This is a genomic window from Lactobacillus kefiranofaciens, assembly GCF_900103655.1.
GTDB lineage: Bacteria > Bacillota > Bacilli > Lactobacillales > Lactobacillaceae > Lactobacillus > Lactobacillus kefiranofaciens.
In genome coordinates, this window is record NZ_FMXC01000002.1 from 127,396 (window position 1) to 147,154 (window position 19,759).

The following is a 19,759-nucleotide window of genomic DNA, read 5'->3' on the forward strand; positions in this document are numbered from 1 at the left end:
CCTTCCTATTTATCAGCCTTAACAGCTTTAGAAGCAGTCTTAACAACGATCAATGAGTTTTTAGCACCTGGGACGTTACCCTTAATCATTAATACGTTCTTGTCTGCAACAACTTTTTCAATTACTAAGTTTTCAATGGTAACTTTCTTTACACCCATGTGACCTGGCAAATGTTTGCCCTTTGGTACACGGTTGATAATGGAACCCATTGAACCAGGAATTCTGTGGTATCTTGAACCGTGGGTTTCTGGTCCTCTTGATTGGCCCCAACGCTTAATGTTACCCTGGTATCCATGACCTCTTGAAGTACCAGTAACGTTTACAACGTCACCTTCCTTAAATGTATCCACAGTAACTTCTGAGCCGACTTCATAGTCCTTAAGCTCAACACCGCGGATTTCCCGAATGAAGCGCTTAGGCGAAGTCTTTGCTTTATCAGCATGACCTTTTTCTGGTTTGTTGCTCAAAACTTCACGCTTGTCTTGGTAACCCAATTGAACAGCTTCGTAACCATCTGATTCAACAGTCTTAACTTGCATAACAACGTTAGGAGTTGCTTCAACAACAGTTACAGGAACTAAGGCACCATCTTTAGTAAAGATTTGAGTCATACCAACTTTTCTTCCTAAGATTCCTTTGGTCATGATTACACCTCTTTCTATTTAAATTACAGTTTAATTTCGATGTCTACGCCACTTGGAAGATCAAGCTTCATTAATGAATCAACAGTCTTAGGTGTTGGATTCAAAATATCAATTAAACGCTTGTGAGTGCGCATTTCAAATTGTTCACGTGAGTCCTTGTTCTTGTGTGGTGAACGAAGAACAGTGAATAAAGTTCTTTCTGTTGGAAGAGGAACTGGGCCTGAAATTTCAGCACCAGTTCTCTTTGCAGTAGCTACGATCTTAGCAGCTGATTCATCGAGAATACCATGCTCGTAAGACTTAAGTCTAATACGAATTGTTTGACTTGCCATTAAATTACCTCCTTAACGTCTTCTTTAAAAGATGACTCGCTCGGCAAAAATTCCCCGCACGCCACTGTGGCAATGCAGCCTGGCGTGCCGCAACCTTTTGTGTCGACGCTTACAACAAATTAATAGCTTCAGGGCACAATCGTCCCTCAAGCACAAAGACTATTGTACTTTGTCTTTCCTTAAATATCAAGGTTTAAGGAGATTTTTTCAAAATTTATTTTCAAAAAAAGAGTCACCGAATTTTTCCGATAACTCTTTTTTATAGTGTAATTGCTTTCAATAAGCTAAAACAATTAAAAATTATTCAGCGTCTCCGCCACGTTTCTTAATGATTTCAGCTTGAATTGACTTAGGAGTTGGTGAGTAATGATCAAATACCATCGTAAATGTACCACGACCTTGAGTTGATGAACGCAAAGTAGTTGCATAACCAAACATTTCTGAAAGTGGAACAAATGAGTTAATGATCTTAGCACCGGCTCTGTCTTCCATACCTTCCATGGTACCACGACGAGCAGTGATTGAACCCATAACGTCACCTAAGTATTCTTCTGGGGTAGTTACTTGAACCTTCATAATTGGTTCCAAGATAACAGCACCAGCCTTAGAAGCAGCATTCTTTAAAGCAAATGATGCAGCAACCTTGAAGGCAGCTTCTGATGAGTCGACTTCGTGGTAACTACCATCGTAAAGCTTAGCCTTAACGTCGATCAATGGGTAACCTGCAAGAACACCATTCTTCATAGCTTCTTGCAAACCTTGATCAACTGAAGGAATGAATTCACGAGGAACAACACCACCGACAATAGCGTCTTCGAATTCGTAGCCTTTGCCTTCTTCGTTAGGAGTAAAGTCAATCCAAACATCACCGTATTGACCTTTACCACCTGACTGACGGACAAACTTACCTTGTGCCTTAGCTTCCTTAGTAAAGGTTTCACGGTAGGCAACTTGTGGTTCACCAATCTTAGCATCAACGTTAAATTCACGTCTCATACGTTCAACCATGATGTCAAGGTGAAGCTCACCCATACCTGAAATCAAAGTTTGACCAGTTTCTGGGTTAGTTTCAGCTCTAAAGGTTGGGTCTTCTTCAGTAAGTTTTTGCAAAGCAACATCCATTTTATCACGATCAGCCTTTGACTTAGGTTCAACTGATACTTGGATAACTGGATCTGGGACTTTCAAACTTTCCAAAATAAGTGGACGCTTAGGATCAGTTAATGAATCACCAGTAGTGGTGTTCTTTAAACCAATGGCACCAGCAATATCGCCTGAGAATACTTCTGGGATTTCCTTACGTTCGTTGGCGTGCATTTGAAGTAAACGACCTACACGTTCACGTGAATTCTTTGATGCGTTCAATACGTATGAACCTGATTCAAGAGAACCAGTGTAGACACGGATGAAAGTCAAACGACCTACGAATGGATCAGTAGCAATCTTGAATGCCAAAGCAGCAAATGGTTCATCATCGTTAGCTCTAAGTTCAACTTCATCACCAGTCTTAGGATCATGAGCAACATAAGGCTTAACATCAAGTGGTGATGGTAAGTAGTCAATAACACCATCAAGCATCATTTGAACACCCTTGTTCTTGAATGCTGAACCAGCGTATACTGGGAAGAATTCCAAGTTAATAGTGGCTTTACGGATAGCTGCCTTTAATTCATCGTTAGAAATTTCTTCACCGCCAAGGTACTTCTCCATAATGCCGTCATCAACATCAGCAACGGCTTCAATCAATTCGCCACGACGCTTTTCGGCTTCAGCCTTGTATTGATCTGGAACCGGAACAGTATCCCACTTAGAACCAAGCTTGTCTTCATCATAGATGTCAGCAACCATGTTGATTAAGTCGATAACACCTTCAAAAGTATCAGCAGCACCAATAGGCATTTGAACGGCATGTGCATTAGCGTTTAAACGTTCATGCAATGACTTAACTGACTTATCAAAGTCAGCACCGATTTTATCCATCTTGTTAACAAAAACAATACGAGGAACACCGTATGCTTCAGCTTGACGCCATACGTTTTCAGTCTGTGGTTCAACACCGGCTTGAGCATCAAGAACAGTTACGGCACCATCAAGAACACGGAGTGAACGTTCTACTTCGATAGTGAAGTCAACGTGCCCTGGGGTGTCGATGATGTTAATTCTGTGATCTTTCCATTGTGCAGTAGTAGCTGCAGAAGTAATGGTAATACCACGTTCCTTTTCTTCATCCATCCAGTCCATTTGTGAATCACCTTCGTGAGTTTCACCAATTTTGTGGATCTTACCAGTGTAGTAAAGGATACGTTCAGTAGTGGTAGTCTTACCCGCATCGATGTGGGCCATGATACCAATGTTACGTGTCTTTTCTAATGGAAATTCACGCTTGTTAGCCATAAATTATTCTCTCCTTAAATTAAAACGAACGAATTAGAAGCGGTAGTGTGCGAATGCACGGTTAGCTTCAGCCATACGGTGAATATCTTCACGCTTCTTAACTGCTGAACCAGTGTTGTTTGAAGCATCAATAATTTCGTTAGCTAAGCGTTCATCCATAGTGTGTTCGTTACGTAAACGAGCGTATGAAACAAGCCATCTTAAACCTAAAGTAGTTCTTCTTTCAGGACGTACTTCAACTGGGATTTGGTAGTTTGAACCACCGATACGGCGAGCTCTAACTTCCAAAACTGGCATAACGTTGTTCATAGCTTCTTCAAATACATCAAGTGGTTCCTTACCAGTCTTGTCTTGAACAATGTTGAAAGCATCGTAAAGGATTGAAGATGCCTTAGCTTTCTTACCGTCAACCATTAAGTGATTGATTAACTTAGTAACAAGCTTTGAGTTGTAAACTGGATCTGCTAAAACGTCTCTCTTAGTTACGTGACCTTTTCTAGGCATTATTTAACTCCTCCTTTAATCTTTCTTAGTACCGTACTTAGAACGGCCTTGCTTTCTGCCGTCAACACCAGCAGTATCGAGGGCACCACGAACAATGTGGTAACGAACACCAGGAAGGTCCTTTACACGACCACCACGGATTAATACGACTGAGTGCTCTTGCAAGTTGTGGCCTTCACCTGGGATGTAGGCAGTAACTTCAATTAAGTTTGAAAGACGAACACGAGCATACTTACGTAAAGCTGAGTTAGGCTTCTTTGGAGTCATAGTACCAACACGAGTTGCAACACCACGCATTTGTGGAGCTGGGTTGAATACTGATTCCTTCTTCATACTATTGTAGCTGTAATTCAAAGCAGGTGACTTTGATTTAGTAACCTTTGAATGACGGCCTTTTCTTACCAATTGATTAATGGTTGGCATTAATTTTTCCTCCTAAAAATTACTATTTTGTTCACACATCCGGGAGTTTCTTTTTAGACTCACGAATAGACTGTTCAAAACATACAAACACTATTGTACTCGGATTTTATTAGAAATCAAACTTTTTTAAAATAAAAAGAAAAAATACAATTTTTTTGCGTAATAAATAATGAGGTGATTTTTTGTATTCATTTTATACTTTTACTAATTTTTTAATCGGATGTTGTTTAGCATCCCATGCTTGCGTATTTTATCAACGTTATACTACTCAAAATTTTATACTGACGCGCTCACGTTGTGATAACTGTCATTTTGAATTATCACTACTTGATGAATTACCACTTATTTCTTTTTTATTGCTAAAAGGCCGCTGCAAGTATTGCAAAACAAAAATTCCACCTGAACTATTTTTCTTCGAATTGCTCGGTGGTTTTGCTTTTTGTTTAATTGACTTTAGTAGTAAAGCGGGTCTTTTAACTGGAATTTTATTATTTTCATTATTTTTAGTAGCAATTGCTGATTATCAACAAAAAGAATTCGATTTGCCATTAATTTTCCCAGCATTTCTAGTAATTCTAATTGACAATCAAATCCCCTGTTTTCAATTAATTGACTGGCTTTCTCTCTTACTACTTATCTTAGTCTTTAGCTGGAATATTTTTAAGCAAAACATGGGAAGTGGTGATTTGCTTATCTACCTCATCATTGCATTATACTTCACGCCTTCAATTACTAATCTAGTTCTTCTTTTTGCTTCCATATTATTGATTCTGATTTATTTAATTGATACAAGGGCAACTAATTATCATTATCCGTTCATTCCTTATATTTTAATTGGACTCATAATTACACAATTTTTGTAAAAAGAAAAAGCGTTTCCGCTCATTTGCGAGTAGAAACGCTTTTCTTATATTATGCTATTTTTGTTTAGCTTTGTCTTTTTCCTTCATTTGCTTTTCAATATCGGCAATTGAGTAAACTGAATCTGGTTTCTTAACATCTGATTCAGGTTCCATATTGCGATATACAGGCATACCAGTACCAGCTGGAATAATCTTACCAATAATAACGTTTTCCTTAAGACCAAGAAGTGGGTCATTCTTGCCTCTAATTGAAGCATCAGTAAGAACACGCGTAGTTTCCTGGAATGAAGCAGCTGATAAGAAACTGTTAGTTTCCAAAGCAGCTTTAGTAATACCCAAGATAACACTTTGAGCAGTTGCTGGAATACCACCAGAAATGATAACTTCCTTGTTACGATCTCTGAATTGGCCAATATCCATAACCTCACCTGGCAGAATATCGGTTTCACCTGGGTCAAGGACACGAACCTTTTGCAACATTTGACGAGTCAATACTTCCACGTGTTTGTCGGCAATATCTACACCCTGCATTCTGTAGGCCTTTTGTACTTCAGCCAAGATGTATTCTTCAGTGGTCAAAGTATCAGTTACTTGGATCAATTCCTTAGGGTCAACAGAACCAAGAGTTAGCTTATCACCACGGTGAACGTAATCACCCTCAGCTACAGCAACTGAAGCAGTATATGGAACACTATAGCTTCTAGTATCAATCTTGCCCTTAACAGTAATTTCACGAGTATGTTCTGCTGGGTTTTCTTGAATTGAATCAATTACACCATCTACTTCAGAAATGGTTGCACGACCCTTAGGGTTACGTGCTTCGAACAATTCTTGAACACGAGGCAAACCTTGAGTAATATCTTCAGCACCGGCAACACCACCGTTGTGGAAAGTTCTCAAAGTAAGCTGAGTACCAGGTTCACCAATTGATTGTGCAGCAACAGTACCAACTGCTTCACCGACTTCAACTTCTTCACCAGTAGCCAAGTTCATACCATAACACTTACGACATACACCATGTGGAGTATCACAGGTAAGGATTGAACGAATCTTAACGTGGGTTACGCCAGCATCACAAATCTTGTGAGCCATCTTTTCGTCCATCATGACATCCTTGCCAACGATAGCCTCACCAGTTTCTGGATCCTTAACAGTTTCAGCGGTGAAACGACCAAGCAAACGATCAAATAATGGTTCGATCATTTCGTCGCCTTCCATGATGGCGCTAACTGTAATACCAAGGTCGGTACCACAATCATCATCACGAATAATGACATCCTGAGCAACATCAACCAAACGACGAGTCAAATAACCTGACTGAGCGGTCTTCAAAGCAGTATCAGTCATACCCTTACGAGCACCGTGAGTGGACATGAATAATTCTAGTACTGACAAGCCTTCCTTGAAGTTTGAGGTAACAGGAATTTCAAACAAACCGCCGTTAGGAGTAGCCATCAAACCACGCATACCAGCTAACTGAGTAAAGTTAGAAATGTTACCACGGGCACCTGAGTCGGCCATGATTGAAATTGGGTTACGTGGAGCGTGAATTTGAGCAATTTCATTTTGGATTTCATCCTTACATGCATTCCAAATGCTAATTACTCGATCGTGACGTTCTTGTTCAGTAATCAAACCACGTCTAAATTGCTTAGAAACAACGTCAACTTGCTTACGGGCTTTAGCTACCTTTTCATCTTTGTCTTGAATTTCAGGAACGTCAGTCATACCAATGGTAATACCTGAAGTAGTTGAACTAGTGTAACCTAACTTCTTTAAGTCATCAAGGTATTCTGAAGTTCTTTGAACCTTATAGTACTTACAGATAGTAGCAATAGAATCTGACAAGAAGCTACCCTTGAATGGAGTAGCGATTAAATCATCACCGATTTGATCAATCTTTTCGTGAATATCTTCGCCTTCACCCAAGAAGTACTTAGCAGCTAATGGGTTATTCAAGTTTTCTTCAGTTGGTTCGTTGATGTAGAAGTAGTCATCTGGGAACAATTGGTTGAACACAATCTTACCGTAAGTAGTAATGAAAATGCCGTGTTCATGTCCCTTAGGCCATGGCTTCTTAGGCATAGCATCTGCTGACATACCAATAATAGTATGGTAGTGAATATCGCCATTTGCATATGCTACAGCAGCTTCAGCTGGTGAACTGAAGATCATGCCTTCGCCTTCACGACCGCGTTCAGCTTGTGTTAACCAATAGTTACCTAAAACGATATCCTGTGATGGAGTAACGATAGGCTTACCATCCTTAGGAGCCAAAATATGGTGAGCAGCTAACATTAACAAACGTGATTCAGCAACAGCTTCGTCTGAAAGTGGAACGTGAATGGCCATCTGGTCACCATCGAAGTCGGCGTTGTAGGCTTCACAAGCTAATGGGTGAAGTCTGATTGACTTACCTGGTACCAAAATTGGTTCAAAAGCCTGAATACTCAAACGGTGAAGAGTAGGCGCACGGTTCAAAAGAACTGGACGTTCCTTGATTACGTCTTCAAGTACATCCCAAATATCATCGTCTTCACGATCAATCTTGCGCTTAGCATTCTTAATATTAGAAGCAATTCCACGCTTAACTAATTCGTGCATTACGAATGGCTTAAATAATTCCAAAGCCATTGGACGAGGAACACCACATTGATAGAACTTCAATTTTGGTGAAACATCGATAACTGAACGACCTGAGTAGTCAACACGCTTACCAAGTAAGTTTTGACGGAAACGACCTTGCTTACCTTTAAGCATGTGTGACAATGACTTAAGTGGACGGTTACCTGGTCCAACAACTGGACGGCCACGACGACCGTTATCGATCAAAGCATCAACAGCTTCTTGAAGCATACGTTTTTCGTTTTGAACGATGATGCTTGGAGCGTTTAAATCAAGCAATCTCTTTAAACGATTATTACGGTTAATAACTCGTCTGTACAAATCGTTTAAGTCAGAGGTAGCAAAACGACCACCTTCAAGTTGAACCATTGGACGAAGGTCTGGTGGAATAACTGGGACAGCATCCATGACCATCCATTCAGGCTTGTTGCCTGAGTTCTTAAATGCGTCCAAAATATCCAAACGTCTAATTGCACGAGTACGCTTTTGACCAGTTGCAGTTTGAAGTTCTTTCTTCAAATCCTTAACTTCTTTGTTAAGGTCAACCTTCTTAAGCAATTCACGAATAGCTTCGGCACCCATCTTAGCTTCAAAACGGTTGCCGTATTTAGCCTTTTGTTCACGATATTCTGCTTCAGTCAGTAATTGTTTAGGTTCAAGATCAGTATCACCTGGATCAATTACGATATATGCAGCAAAGTAGATAACTTCTTCAAGCAATCTTGGAGAAATATCCAAGACTAAACCCATACGTGATGGAATACCCTTAAAATACCAAATGTGAGTTACAGGAGCAGCCAATTCAATGTGACCCATCCGTTCTCTTCTTACCTTAGAAGAGGTAACTTCAACGCCACAACGGTCACAAACGATGCCACGATATCTAACACCCTTGTACTTACCACAAGCACATGACCAGTCTTTAGTTGGTCCAAAGATTCTTTCATCAAACAGACCATCTTTTTCAGGCTTTAAAGTACGATAGTTGATGGTTTCTGGCTTCTTAACTTCACCATATGACCAGCTTCTGATCTTGTTAGGTGATGCAAGACCAATTTGCATACTTTCAAATTTATTTACGTCGATCAAAAGTTTAACCTCCTACTATTTAGAAACTTTTCCGTCAGATTCATCTGCAGGAGCTACTGGCTTATCTGCAGTTTCTTTATCATCTTTTTTATCTTCTGATTTTCCAGTTTCTTCGGCTAACTTCTTCTTTTCTTGTTCTTCTGCCATGCGTGATAAAGAATCAATATTCAAGTGTTCATTTGAATCTTCATCCATATCACGAAGTTCAATTTCTTTATGGTTTATATCAAGAACACGAATATCCAAACCTAATGATTGAAGTTCATTAACAAGAACACGGAATGATTCTGGAACACCTGGCTTTGGAATTCTTTCGCCCTTAACAATAGCCTCGTATGCCTTTACACGACCAACAACGTCATCTGACTTGTAAGTTAAAATTTCTTGCAATGTGTAAGCAGCACCATAAGCTTCAAGAGCCCAAACTTCCATTTCACCAAAACGCTGACCACCAAACTGAGCTTTACCACCTAAAGGCTGTTGAGTAACCAATGAGTAAGGCCCAATTGAACGAGCATGGATCTTATCATCAACCATGTGAGTAAGTTTCAAGTAGTGCATAACACCAACTGATACACGGTTGTGGAATGGCTCACCGCTACGGCCATCGTAGATAACAGTTTTACCATCTTTATCTACGCCGGCTTGACGAACTGTGTCCCAAACATCATCTTCACTAGCACCATCAAATACTGGAGTTGCTACGTGAATACCCAATTGACGAGCAGCTGCACCTAAGTGCAATTCAAGAAGCTGTCCAATGTTCATACGTGATGGAACACCCATTGGGTTCAAACAAATATCTACTGGAGTACCATCTGGCAAGTATGGCATATCTTCTTCAGGAACAACGGCAGCAACCGTACCCTTGTTACCGTGACGACCAGACATCTTGTCCCCAACTTGAATCTTTCTCTTTTGCGCAATGTAGACACGAACCATGGTGTTGACACCTGGTGAAAGTTCATCGCCGGCTTCACGAGTATAAACCTTAACGTCTTGAACGATACCGCCACCACCGTGTGGTACACGAAGTGAAGTATCACGAACTTCACGAGCTTTTTCACCAAAGATAGCGTGAAGCAATCTTTCTTCAGCAGATAATTCGGTTACACCCTTAGGAGTTACCTTACCTACCAAAATATCACCGTCATGAACTTCGGCACCGATACGAACAACACCATCAGCGTCAAGGTCCTTCAAAGCATCATCACCAATGTTAGGAAGTTCACGGGTAATTTCTTCAGGACCAAGCTTGGTATCACGTGCTTCTGATTCGTAGTCTTCAATACTGATTGAGGTGTAAACGTCATCCTTAACCAGACGTTCTGAAAGCATGATGGCATCTTCGTAGTTGTACATGTTCCAAGTCATGAAAGCAATGAGTGGGTTTTGACCCAATGCAAGTTCACCATGATCCATAGTTGGACCATTGGCAATTACATCGCTTACGTCAACATGGTCACCTAATTTAACGTTAGGAGTTTGGTTGTATGACTTAGAGTTGTTTGAACGACGGTAATTTTCAAGTACGTACTTGTCTAAAGTGCCATCTTCACGTCTGACACGGATTTCGTTAGCATCAACGTATTCAACAGTACCAGCAGCCTTAGCAATTAATGCAGCACCTGAATCGTGAGCAGCACGATATTCCATACCAGTACCAACAAGTGAGCCGTGTGGATTAATCAAAGGAGCAGCCTGACGTTGCTGGTTGGCACCCATCAAGGCACGGTTAGAGTCATCGTTTTCAAGGAATGGGATACATGCTGAAGCAACAGAAACAACCTGCTTAGGAATAACGTCCATGTAGTCAATCTTATCTGGAGTAACTTCGACGTTGTCTTCCTTTTGACGAGCTAAAATCAAATCACTCTTAAATGAACCATCATCGTTCAAAGGAGTGTTAGCACCGGCAATGATGTAGTTATCTTCTTCGTCAGCAGTCAAGTAGTCGATCTTATCGGTAACCTTGTGGGTCTTCCAAGATACACGACGGTATGGAGTTTCGATGAAACCATACTTGTTAATGATTGCGTATGAAGCAAGAGAGCTGATCAAACCAATGTTAGGACCTTCTGGCGTTTCAATAGGACATAAACGACCGTAGTGAGTATAGTGAACGTCACGAACTTCATATCCGGCACGGTCACGAGTCAAACCACCAGGCCCTAAGGCTGACATACGACGCTTGTGAGTCAATTCACCCAATGAGTTGTGTTGGTCCATGAACTGTGAAAGTTGTGAGGAACCGAAGAATTCCTTGATACTTGCAACAATTGGACGAATGTTGATCAATTGTTGTGGAGTAACAGTTGATGGATCTTGGATTGACATTCTTTCGCGAACAACACGTTCCATTCTTGCCAAACCAATTCTGAATTGGTTTTGAAGAAGTTCACCAACACGACGAATACGACGGTTACCTAAGTGGTCGATATCATCAGTAGTACCGATGCTGTCTTGCAAAGCAAAGAAGTAATTGATTGAAGCTAAAACATCAGCTGGAGTTAAATGCTTAACATCTGCGGCAATATGACCGTTAGACATTAACTTAACTTCACGTTCAGGATCAACCTTTGAGTAGACCTTAATTTCTTGAACTGTAATAGGATCTGGTAATACGCCTTCCTTTGAAGGTTGGTAAGTTACCATCTTGAAGTCATCGCGATCAAGGTATGGAGCCAATTTATCCATTACTTCGTGAGTAACTACAGTGTCCTTCTTAGCGATGATTTCACCAGTGTCAGGATCTGCTAAAGTTTCTGCTAAAGTTTGACCGTATAAACGGTTCTTAAGTGATAGCTTCTTATTGATCTTGTAACGACCAACAGGAGCTAAATCATAACGACGTGGGTCAAAGAATCTAGCATATAAAAGTGAACGTGATGAATCAGTCGTCTTTGGTTCACCTGGACGAAGTCTTTCATAAATATCCTTTAAAGCTTCAGCGACACGTGAGTCTGCTGGGTTCTTATGAACATCTTTGTCCAAAGTAAATTGCAAGGTATCGGTTTGACCAAACATGTCAAGGATGTCACTGTCAGAACCAATTCCCATAGCTCTAATCAATACAGTAAGTGGCAACTTACGAGTACGGTCAATACGAACGTAAGATACATTCTTAGCATCAGTTTCGTATTCAAGCCAAGCACCACGGTTAGGAATAACTGTAGTACCAAAGATTTGACGACCATTCTTGTCATAATCGCCAGTGTAATATACACCTGGAGATCTTACCAATTGTGAAACGATAACTCTTTCGGCACCGTTAACAATAAATGAACCTGATTCGGTCATTAATGGCAAATCGCCAAAGAATACATCCTGGGTCTTAATTTCACCAGTTTCTTGGTTAGTCAACTTCAAAGTAACGTGCATTGGTGCGGCATAAGTTGCATCATGATTACGAGCTTCATCAACGGTGTACTTTGGCTTTTGCAATTTATAGCCAACGTATTCTAATGAAAGCTTACCTGAGAAGTCACTGATTGGCATAATGTCGTCGAAGACTTCTTTAATGCCTTTATCAAGAAACCACTTATATGATTCGGTTTGTACATCGGTTAAGTTAGGTAACTTCAATACTTCCTTAATGCGGGAGAAGCTACGTCTGGTACGATGTTTACCGTAGTTCACTACGTGTCCATTTAACAAGGAAAAACATCCTTTCTGTCTAAGAAAGCAAATATTACATTTCTGTTACAAATTCAAAAAACTGCAATTTTAGGCATAAAAAAGACAAAAACAACGAATTGTCGTTTTTGCCCTTATCATTTTGCTGGACAATAGATCAGCAAAATCCTGAATCTCAGTCTTTTTAAATCATCAAAAAGTATATGCTATTTTTTTAAGTTTGTCAAGGCTAAATGCCTGATATCACTTGACTTTTGCAACTTCTTTTTTTGCATTAACTACTTCAAATTTTAAATGACCCTGATGACTGCCGATCTTTAACGTATCACCATCTTTAATTTCACCAGTAATCAGCATTTCTGCTACCTTATCTTCGATATCGTTTTGAATAGCCCTTCTAAGTGGACGAGCACCATTTTCTGGATCATAGCCATCTTTGACAATTTTATCCAAAGCAGCACGTGATAACTTAAGCGTAACGCCTTTCTTTTGTAAACGTACCACCAATTTATGCGTAAGCAGAGTAACAATTTCGCGCAATTGCTTTTTGGTTAATTCATTAAAGACAATTGTCTCATCGATTCGGTTCAAAAATTCTGGACGGAAGAATTGCTTGATCGCTTGCTCTACCTTGGCTTGACGAGCCTTAGCTTGATCAATTTTGTCTGCATTAAAACCAACAGCATTGCTATCAAACAGAGAACGTGAACCTAAGTTAGAAGTCATAATAATAATTGTATTTCTAAAATCAACTTTTCTGCCCTTAGAATCAGTTAAAAATCCTTCATCAAGAACTTGCAAGAGTAAGTTAAAGACATCTGGATGAGCTTTTTCTACTTCATCAAGCAAAACAACTGAATATGGATGGCGACGTACTTGCTCCGACAACTGGCCGCCCTCTTCATAACCAACGTAGCCAGGAGCTGAGCCAATCAACTTGCTGGAAGCAATTTGATCCATATATTCCGACATATCAAGTCGGATCAAATTATCTTCTGAGCCAAACATTGTAGCTGCAACGGATTTAGCTAACTCAGTCTTACCAACACCGGTTGAGCCTAAGAAAAGGAATGAACCAATTGGACGACGTTCATCCTTAATACCACTTCTGCTACGGCGAATAGCACGAGCAACAGCTGAAACGGCCTTATCCTGACCGATAACTCGCTTATGTAAAATGCCTTCCAAGTTAGCTAATTGCTTACTCTCATTACGCTTCATTTGAGTAACCGGCACGCCGGTCCAATCAGAAACCACCTTTGCAATATCTTCTGGTTCAACCACCGCATTAGCACTGGCCTTATCATGCAAGTTATCAATCATTTTTTCTCGACGTACTTGCAAATTGTTCTGCGTGTCTTGAAGTTCAGCCGCCTTAACAAAGTTCTGACTAGCTGCGGCTTCATTCTTTTCAGTGATCAATTTTTTAATCTTGTCATCAATCTGAATCAGCTTATTATCGGAACCGACGTTGTTGCGAATCTTCACTGCGGCGCTGGCTTCATCAACCAAATCGATCGCCTTATCTGGTAAAAAGCGATCCGAAATATAGCGACTAGATAAATCAACCGCATCTTCCAAACTAGCCTCAGAAATTGTAACCCAGTGGAATTTTTCATACTTAGGCTTTAGCCCTTGCAAAATTGCTAGAGCCTCTTTTCTAGAAGGCTCATTTAAGCGTACTTGTTGAAAACGACGTGCTAAAGCTTGATCTTTTTCAATATATTTTTGATACTCATCAAAGGTCGTTGCACCAATCATTTGAATATCACCACGTGCTAATGACGGCTTCAAAATATTGGAAGCATCAATTGCTCCTTCAGCGCCACCAGCGCCAATCAAAGTATGCATTTCGTCAACAAAAAGAATTACCTTACCATCTTTGGCAATTTCATCCAGAATTTTCTTCATTCTGTCTTCAAACTCGCCACGGTATTTAGTCCCTGCGACCAAATTACCCATGTTCAAGGCCATAACTCGCTTATTAAGCAAATCTTCCGGAACTCTTTTGTTAACAATCTCAGTTGCAATCGCCTCAGCTACAGCAGTCTTACCAACACCAGGTTCACCTACCAGAACAGGATTATTTTTAGTACGACGCGATAAAATCTGAATAACTCGTTTAATTTCCTTCTGACGACCAATTACCGGATCAATGTTGCCTTCACGACTACGTTGATTCAAATTAACCGCAACTTTATCCAAAGTTGGTGTCGTACTGTTCTTCTGCTTCTTTTGATTCACATCAGTATTACCATTGCCACCAAGCCAATTAGCAGAATCGCCAAAATCTTGCTCTTGCTGCAAACTATCCATCGCATCTTGACGTAAACGACTAATGTCTACATTTAGATTCTTAAGAATCATAGCCGACAAAACCTGTTCACTAGCTGTTATTCCTAACAAAACATGATTGGTTTGGATTTCCTTAAAGCCATCTTGATCAGCTTGTCTCTTGGCATAATCTAATGCCAAACTTAACCGAGGAGACATTTCCATATAACTTGTCTTAGCGGCAGAGCCATAACCAGTGTATCGTTCAATTTCTTCACGTACAGCGGTTGGAGTTAGCCCCCATGAACGCAAGATTTTACCTGCCTTACCCTCAGTTTCAATCACTAAGGCCAATAAAACATGTTCTGTTCCAATTAAGCGATGATGGAAATTTTGTGCTTGTTCTCGTGCGATTTTCAATGCTTGATTTACGCTTTTACTATATGAGTTTTCCATACAAACACCACCCTTTAAATACGCTATGGTATTTTACTTTTATTTTGTTAGTAAGTAAAATGATTTGTTTTTTAATTAAAAATTGTATCTCCAATTTCAGTTAAGTACTTTTTATCTAATTCGTCAAAATTATGCAATTCAGTAGAGTCAAAATCAAATACACCCCATAATTGATTGTTCTTAAAAAGCGGCACCACAATTTCTGAATTAGAAGCACTATCACAGGCAATGTGACCTGCAAATTCATGTACATTAGGCACGATCTGTGTTTTTTCTTCAGCTGCTGCAGTGCCGCAGACACCTTTACCCATTTGAATATGAACACAGGCCGGCATCCCTTGAAACGGTCCTAAAATCAGCTCGCCATTTTCGTAGCGATAAACCCCTGCAAAATTCACATTATGTAGTGAATTAAACAAAAGTGCAGACAGATTAGCAGTATTAGCAATCCAATCGGTTTCACCTGCAACTAATGCTTTAGCTTGACTAACTAACAATTCATATTCTTCCTTAGTAGCTGCTGACATATATACATCCCCTATAGTTTTTGGGTTTCATTATAGCAAAAATAAAAAAGCTGTCCTAACAGACAGCTTACAATATCGGGAAAACAAGATTTGAACTTGCGACCTCTGCGTCCCGAACGCAGCGCTCTACCAAACTGAGCCATTTCCCGTTAAAAAAAGACTCACCACTCGGTGAGCCTTTCATCTTGGAGCGGAAGACGGGATTCGAACCCGCGACCCCCACCATGGCAAGGTGATGTTCTACCACTGAACTACTTCCGCAACAACAAATATAATTATAGCAAATGCTCGCTCATTTGCAAGTGTTTTTTGTAAAAAATAGAAATATTGCTAATCATTTGTTGTTCCGTATCAAAAAAGCCTCATACCCATGCATAAGCACAGATATAAGACTTATTTTCTTAAATCAAACTATTTATTTTCTTTATTTTTCTTAGCCAAGTCAGCCTTAACTTCCGCATCAATTGATTCAACCTTTTCAGGACGCATTGTTGGGAAGAGCAAGACATCACGAATAGCTGGGGCATCAGTCAAAAGCATTACCAAACGGTCAATACCGATACCCAACCCACCTGTAGGTGGCATACCGTATTCCATTGTGCGAAGGTAATCTTCATCGATCATGTCGGCTTCGTCGTTACCAGCTTCACGTTCTTCCATTTGAGCTTCAAAACGAGCACGTTGGTCATCAGGATCGTTCAATTCTGAGAAGGCGTTACCGTATTCTTCACCCATAATGTAAATTTCAAAACGGTCAGTAAATCTTGGATCGTCGGCATTCTTCTTAGCAAGTGGCGAAATTTCTACTGGGTGACCGTAAACGAAGGTTGGGTCAACGATAGTTTCTTCACAATACTTTTCAAAGAAGGCGTTGATAATGTGACCAACCTTCCAGAATTTTTCAACGTGGATATCATGGTCTTCGGCAATCTTAGTTGCTTCTTCAAGAGTCATTGGCTTCCAGAAGTCAACGCCAGTCTTTTCCTTGATTAAATCAACCATATGAACGCGGCGGAATGGCTTGCCTAAGTCAATTTCAGTACCTTGGTAAGTAACCTTGCCGTCATCAATAACAACCTTAGCGGCAGCACGAATAATGCCTTCTGCTTCGTTCATTACATCGTGGAAGTCCCAGTAAGCTGCGTAACTTTCAAGTTCAGTAAATTCTGGGTTGTGGTGAGTATCCAAACCTTCGTTTCTGAATACACGACCAATTTCGTAAACACGTTCCATGTCACCCACGATCAAACGCTTAAGTGGTAATTCCAAAGCGATTCTCATGTAAAGATCGATGTCCAAAGCGTTGTGGTGAGTAATAAATGGACGAGCTTCAGCACCACCGGGAATGTTGTGCAATACTGGAGTTTCAACTTCCAAGAAGTTTTGACCATTCAAGTAGTCACGAATAGCTTGGATAATTTGAGTACGGTGAACAAAACGCATGTAGCTTTCACGGTTAGTGATCAAGTCAAGGTAACGTTGACGGTAAATCGCTTCAACGTCTTTCAAGCCGTGGTACTTATCTGGCAAAGGACGAAGAGCCTTTGATAAGAAGGTTACGTGGAGAGCTCTGATAGTAAGCTCGCCAGTATCAGTCTTCATAACTTCACCTTCGATACCCAAGAAGTCACCAATATCTGACTTCTTGAAGATCTTGTAATTGTCTTCGCCAACGATGTCTTTACGTACGTAAATTTGAATCTTGCCAGTACGGTCGTAAAGGTCAGCAAAACCTACCTTACCCTTACCACGTTTTGCAAGCATACGACCTGCAATCTTGGTCTTAGGCATATCATCGTTTAATTCATCCTTGTCTTCCTTGCCGTACTTTTCTTCTAAAGTACTTGCCAAGTCTTGACGATCAAATTTTCTTTGACCAAATGGTTCGATTCCGTTTTCACGCATTTCGTCCATCTTTTGACGACGAACACGTAATTGGTCGTTCATTTCGTTCTTTGCCAATTTATCTTTTCCTCCATTAATTGTTCATTGTCACGCGTCGTGCAGCACGAGCTTTTTCTCTTTTTTCATATTCATCAACAAAATTATCAAGCAAGTCGTACACATCTTGACGCGTCCAGACCTCATTTATTTTAGCACGAGTACGGGCCGAACGGGGAATTCCCTTCAAATAGTATGCAGCTTGTTGCCGAAATTCTGGTACAACACGTTTTTCTCCATGAATTTTTACCAAAGCATGAAGCTGATGCTTAGCCGTCTCAACCTTTTCACGCACGGTTTGTGGCGGCAAAGTTTCGCCTGTTTCTAAATAGTGTACCATATCCTTCAAGATCCAAGGATTGCCCAATGCAGCTCGACCGACCATAACGGCAGTACAGCCAATTTCATTCAAGGCCTTTTTAGCAAGCTCGGGCGTTCTGATATCGCCATTAGCCACAAACGGAATATCCAAGACCTGCGCAACATCATGCAATACGCCCCAGTCAGCTTCGCCTTGATACATCTGCTTACGCGTTCTGCCGTGCATGGCAACCATGCTGGCACCTGCTTCTTGCGCAGCTAGTGCATTCTCTACGGCAAAAATATGCTTGCGATCCCAGCCAATTCTCATTTTAACGGTAACCGGCTTTTGGACATTCTGCACAACTGCATGCACCATTTGATAAATCTTGTTTGAATCAAGCAGCCACTTAGAGCCAGCATCGGTCTTAGTAACCTTAGGGACAGGGCAACCCATATTAATATCAATAATATCTGCATCGGTATGTTGATCGATATATTGAGCTGCCTGAAGCAGCGTCTCCTCGCTACCACCAAAGATCTGAATGCTCATTGGGTGTTCACGGGGATCAACGTCCATCATGCTCAAAGTCTTTTTATTTCCATAAATAATTCCATGATCAGAAATCATTTCGCAAACAACCAACCCAGCTCCGAATTCCTTACAGACAACGCGGAATGCTGAGTTCGAGACTCCCGCCATCGGCGCAACAACAACTCGGTTTGGAATGGTGATATCGCGAATTTTCCAGCTGTTATCCACCAAATCATCCTTTCAAATACCCTACTATAATATCAAAAAAGCCCCGCAGGACAAAGCCTTAGAGCCTCTTAGTTTAATTAATAGTCTTTTTCATCATGTTTTTTAGCTAAAATAGCCTTTAATTCGTCTTCAGTGTAATTATATTTATTACCACAGAAATTGCAAGTAAGCTCTGCGCCGTGATCTTGGTCAATCATTGCTTTTAATTCTGAGCTCTTTAAGGTTTCAAGAATGCCAGCATATTTTTCCTTAGAACAATCGCATTTGAATGCTACATCATCTTTTTCCAAAATCTTACAATCAGTACCTAGAATCTTACGCGCTAAATCTTCTGGAGTCATACCATCTAAGAATGAACTAGAAAGAGCTGGCAGAGCCTTAATCCGTTTGATTGTTTCAGTAATTAAAGCATCACTAGCACCAGGCAAAGCTTGCAACATAAAACCACCTGCTTCACCAATCGAATTATTAGGATTGACAAAGACTGATAAGCCAACAGCTGACGGAATTTGTTCAGATTTAGTCAAATAGTAGGCAAAGTCTTCTGCAATTTCACCAGAAACAATTGGGACTTGACCAGTATAAGGCTGTTTTAAGCCTAAATCTTTGGTTACTTCTAGCCAACCTTGACCAACTGCCTTTTTTACATTGATATGTCCATCTTTTTTAGGTGGTAAAGCAATATGGGGATTTTTCACATAACCTTTAACGCCTAAGTCGGCAGTAGCTGTGACAATAGTTGGACCCACTGGACCGTTGCCTAATAGTCTAACCGTTAATTCTTCCTTATCAGTTAGTTCAGCTCCAGCTAATAAAAGGGAACCAACCAATGTACGGCCCAATACTGCAGCAGATGCTGACCAAAGATCATGTCTCTTTTGTGCTTCTCCTACTACACCCTTGGCTGTAATCGTAAGCAAGCGTAGATTTTTAGTTTTATCAATTGATTTTACTAAATAGTCATTCATGTTTATCCTTCTCTCTAAAA

The 19,759-nt window shown here is 40.4% G+C and carries 13 protein-coding genes and 2 tRNA genes; 1 reads left to right on the plus strand and 14 read right to left on the minus strand.

The features are described from left to right. Nucleotides 1-5 precede the first annotated feature (5 nt). The 5 genes from rplC to rpsL all read right to left on the minus strand — a co-directional run bounded on the left by rplC (nucleotide 6) and on the right by rpsL (nucleotide 4,297). Nucleotides 6-644, minus strand: coding sequence for a 50S ribosomal protein L3 (rplC, locus tag BLP58_RS01910; protein WP_013855336.1), 639 nt, complete (start codon nucleotides 642-644; stop codon nucleotides 6-8). A gap of 23 nt (nucleotides 645-667) precedes the next feature. Next, nucleotides 668-976: a 30S ribosomal protein S10 gene (gene rpsJ, locus BLP58_RS01915; protein ID WP_003549023.1), complete on the minus strand. Its 309-nt coding sequence runs from the start codon at nucleotides 974-976 to the stop codon at nucleotides 668-670. Between the two features lie 300 nt (nucleotides 977-1,276). Beyond that, the gene (gene fusA, locus BLP58_RS01920) at nucleotides 1,277-3,370 is read right to left on the minus strand and encodes an elongation factor G (RefSeq protein ID WP_013855335.1); all 2,094 of its coding nucleotides are present in this window, start codon (nucleotides 3,368-3,370) and stop codon (nucleotides 1,277-1,279) included. Between the two features lie 33 nt (nucleotides 3,371-3,403). After that, nucleotides 3,404-3,874, minus strand: a complete 471-nt coding sequence (gene rpsG / locus BLP58_RS01925; protein ID WP_013855334.1) for a 30S ribosomal protein S7 — start codon at nucleotides 3,872-3,874, stop codon at nucleotides 3,404-3,406. Between the two features lie 15 nt (nucleotides 3,875-3,889). Then, on the minus strand, nucleotides 3,890-4,297 hold the full coding sequence (gene rpsL, locus BLP58_RS01930; RefSeq protein WP_007126796.1) for a 30S ribosomal protein S12: 408 nt from the start codon (nucleotides 4,295-4,297) through the stop codon (nucleotides 3,890-3,892). A gap of 182 nt (nucleotides 4,298-4,479) precedes the next feature. On the opposite strand from rpsL, the gene BLP58_RS01935 reads away from it, so the two are divergent. Next, nucleotides 4,480-5,160 carry a prepilin peptidase gene (locus BLP58_RS01935; protein ID WP_013855333.1) on the plus strand — a complete coding sequence of 227 codons (681 nt, stop codon included), beginning with the start codon at nucleotides 4,480-4,482 and terminating at the stop codon, nucleotides 5,158-5,160. A gap of 54 nt (nucleotides 5,161-5,214) precedes the next feature. On the opposite strand, the gene rpoC is transcribed toward BLP58_RS01935, so the two are convergent. The 9 genes from rpoC to hslO form a co-directional block, all read right to left on the minus strand. Continuing rightward, on the minus strand, nucleotides 5,215-8,874 hold the full coding sequence (gene rpoC, locus BLP58_RS01940; RefSeq protein WP_013855332.1) for a DNA-directed RNA polymerase subunit beta': 3,660 nt from the start codon (nucleotides 8,872-8,874) through the stop codon (nucleotides 5,215-5,217). Nucleotides 8,875-8,889: 15 nt separating this feature from the next. After that, nucleotides 8,890-12,531 (minus strand): DNA-directed RNA polymerase subunit beta, encoded by a 3,642-nt coding sequence (gene rpoB, locus BLP58_RS01945; RefSeq protein WP_025084049.1) that lies wholly within the window; start codon nucleotides 12,529-12,531, stop codon nucleotides 8,890-8,892. A gap of 222 nt (nucleotides 12,532-12,753) precedes the next feature. Beyond that, nucleotides 12,754-15,240, minus strand: a complete 2,487-nt coding sequence (locus BLP58_RS01950; protein WP_013855330.1) for an ATP-dependent Clp protease ATP-binding subunit — start codon at nucleotides 15,238-15,240, stop codon at nucleotides 12,754-12,756. Between the two features lie 71 nt (nucleotides 15,241-15,311). Beyond that, on the minus strand, nucleotides 15,312-15,767 hold the full coding sequence (msrC, locus tag BLP58_RS01955) for a free L-methionine (R)-S-oxide reductase MsrC (protein WP_013855329.1): 456 nt from the start codon (nucleotides 15,765-15,767) through the stop codon (nucleotides 15,312-15,314). Between the two features lie 75 nt (nucleotides 15,768-15,842). Further along, a tRNA-Pro gene (locus BLP58_RS01960) sits at nucleotides 15,843-15,916 on the minus strand. A gap of 37 nt (nucleotides 15,917-15,953) precedes the next feature. After that, nucleotides 15,954-16,028: transfer RNA gene (locus tag BLP58_RS01965), tRNA-Gly, on the minus strand. A gap of 150 nt (nucleotides 16,029-16,178) precedes the next feature. Then, nucleotides 16,179-17,729, minus strand: a complete 1,551-nt coding sequence (gene lysS / locus BLP58_RS01970) for a lysine--tRNA ligase (RefSeq protein ID WP_013855328.1) — start codon at nucleotides 17,727-17,729, stop codon at nucleotides 16,179-16,181. 16 nt (nucleotides 17,730-17,745) lie between these two features. Continuing rightward, complete coding sequence (gene dusB, locus BLP58_RS01975) at nucleotides 17,746-18,771, minus strand: tRNA dihydrouridine synthase DusB (RefSeq protein ID WP_025084048.1); 1,026 nt, start codon at nucleotides 18,769-18,771, stop codon at nucleotides 17,746-17,748. Nucleotides 18,772-18,848: 77 nt separating this feature from the next. Continuing rightward, a complete protein-coding gene (hslO, locus tag BLP58_RS01980; protein ID WP_013855326.1) occupies nucleotides 18,849-19,739 on the minus strand; it encodes an Hsp33 family molecular chaperone HslO in 891 nt (296 codons plus the stop codon). Between the last annotated feature and the right edge of the window lie 20 nt (nucleotides 19,740-19,759).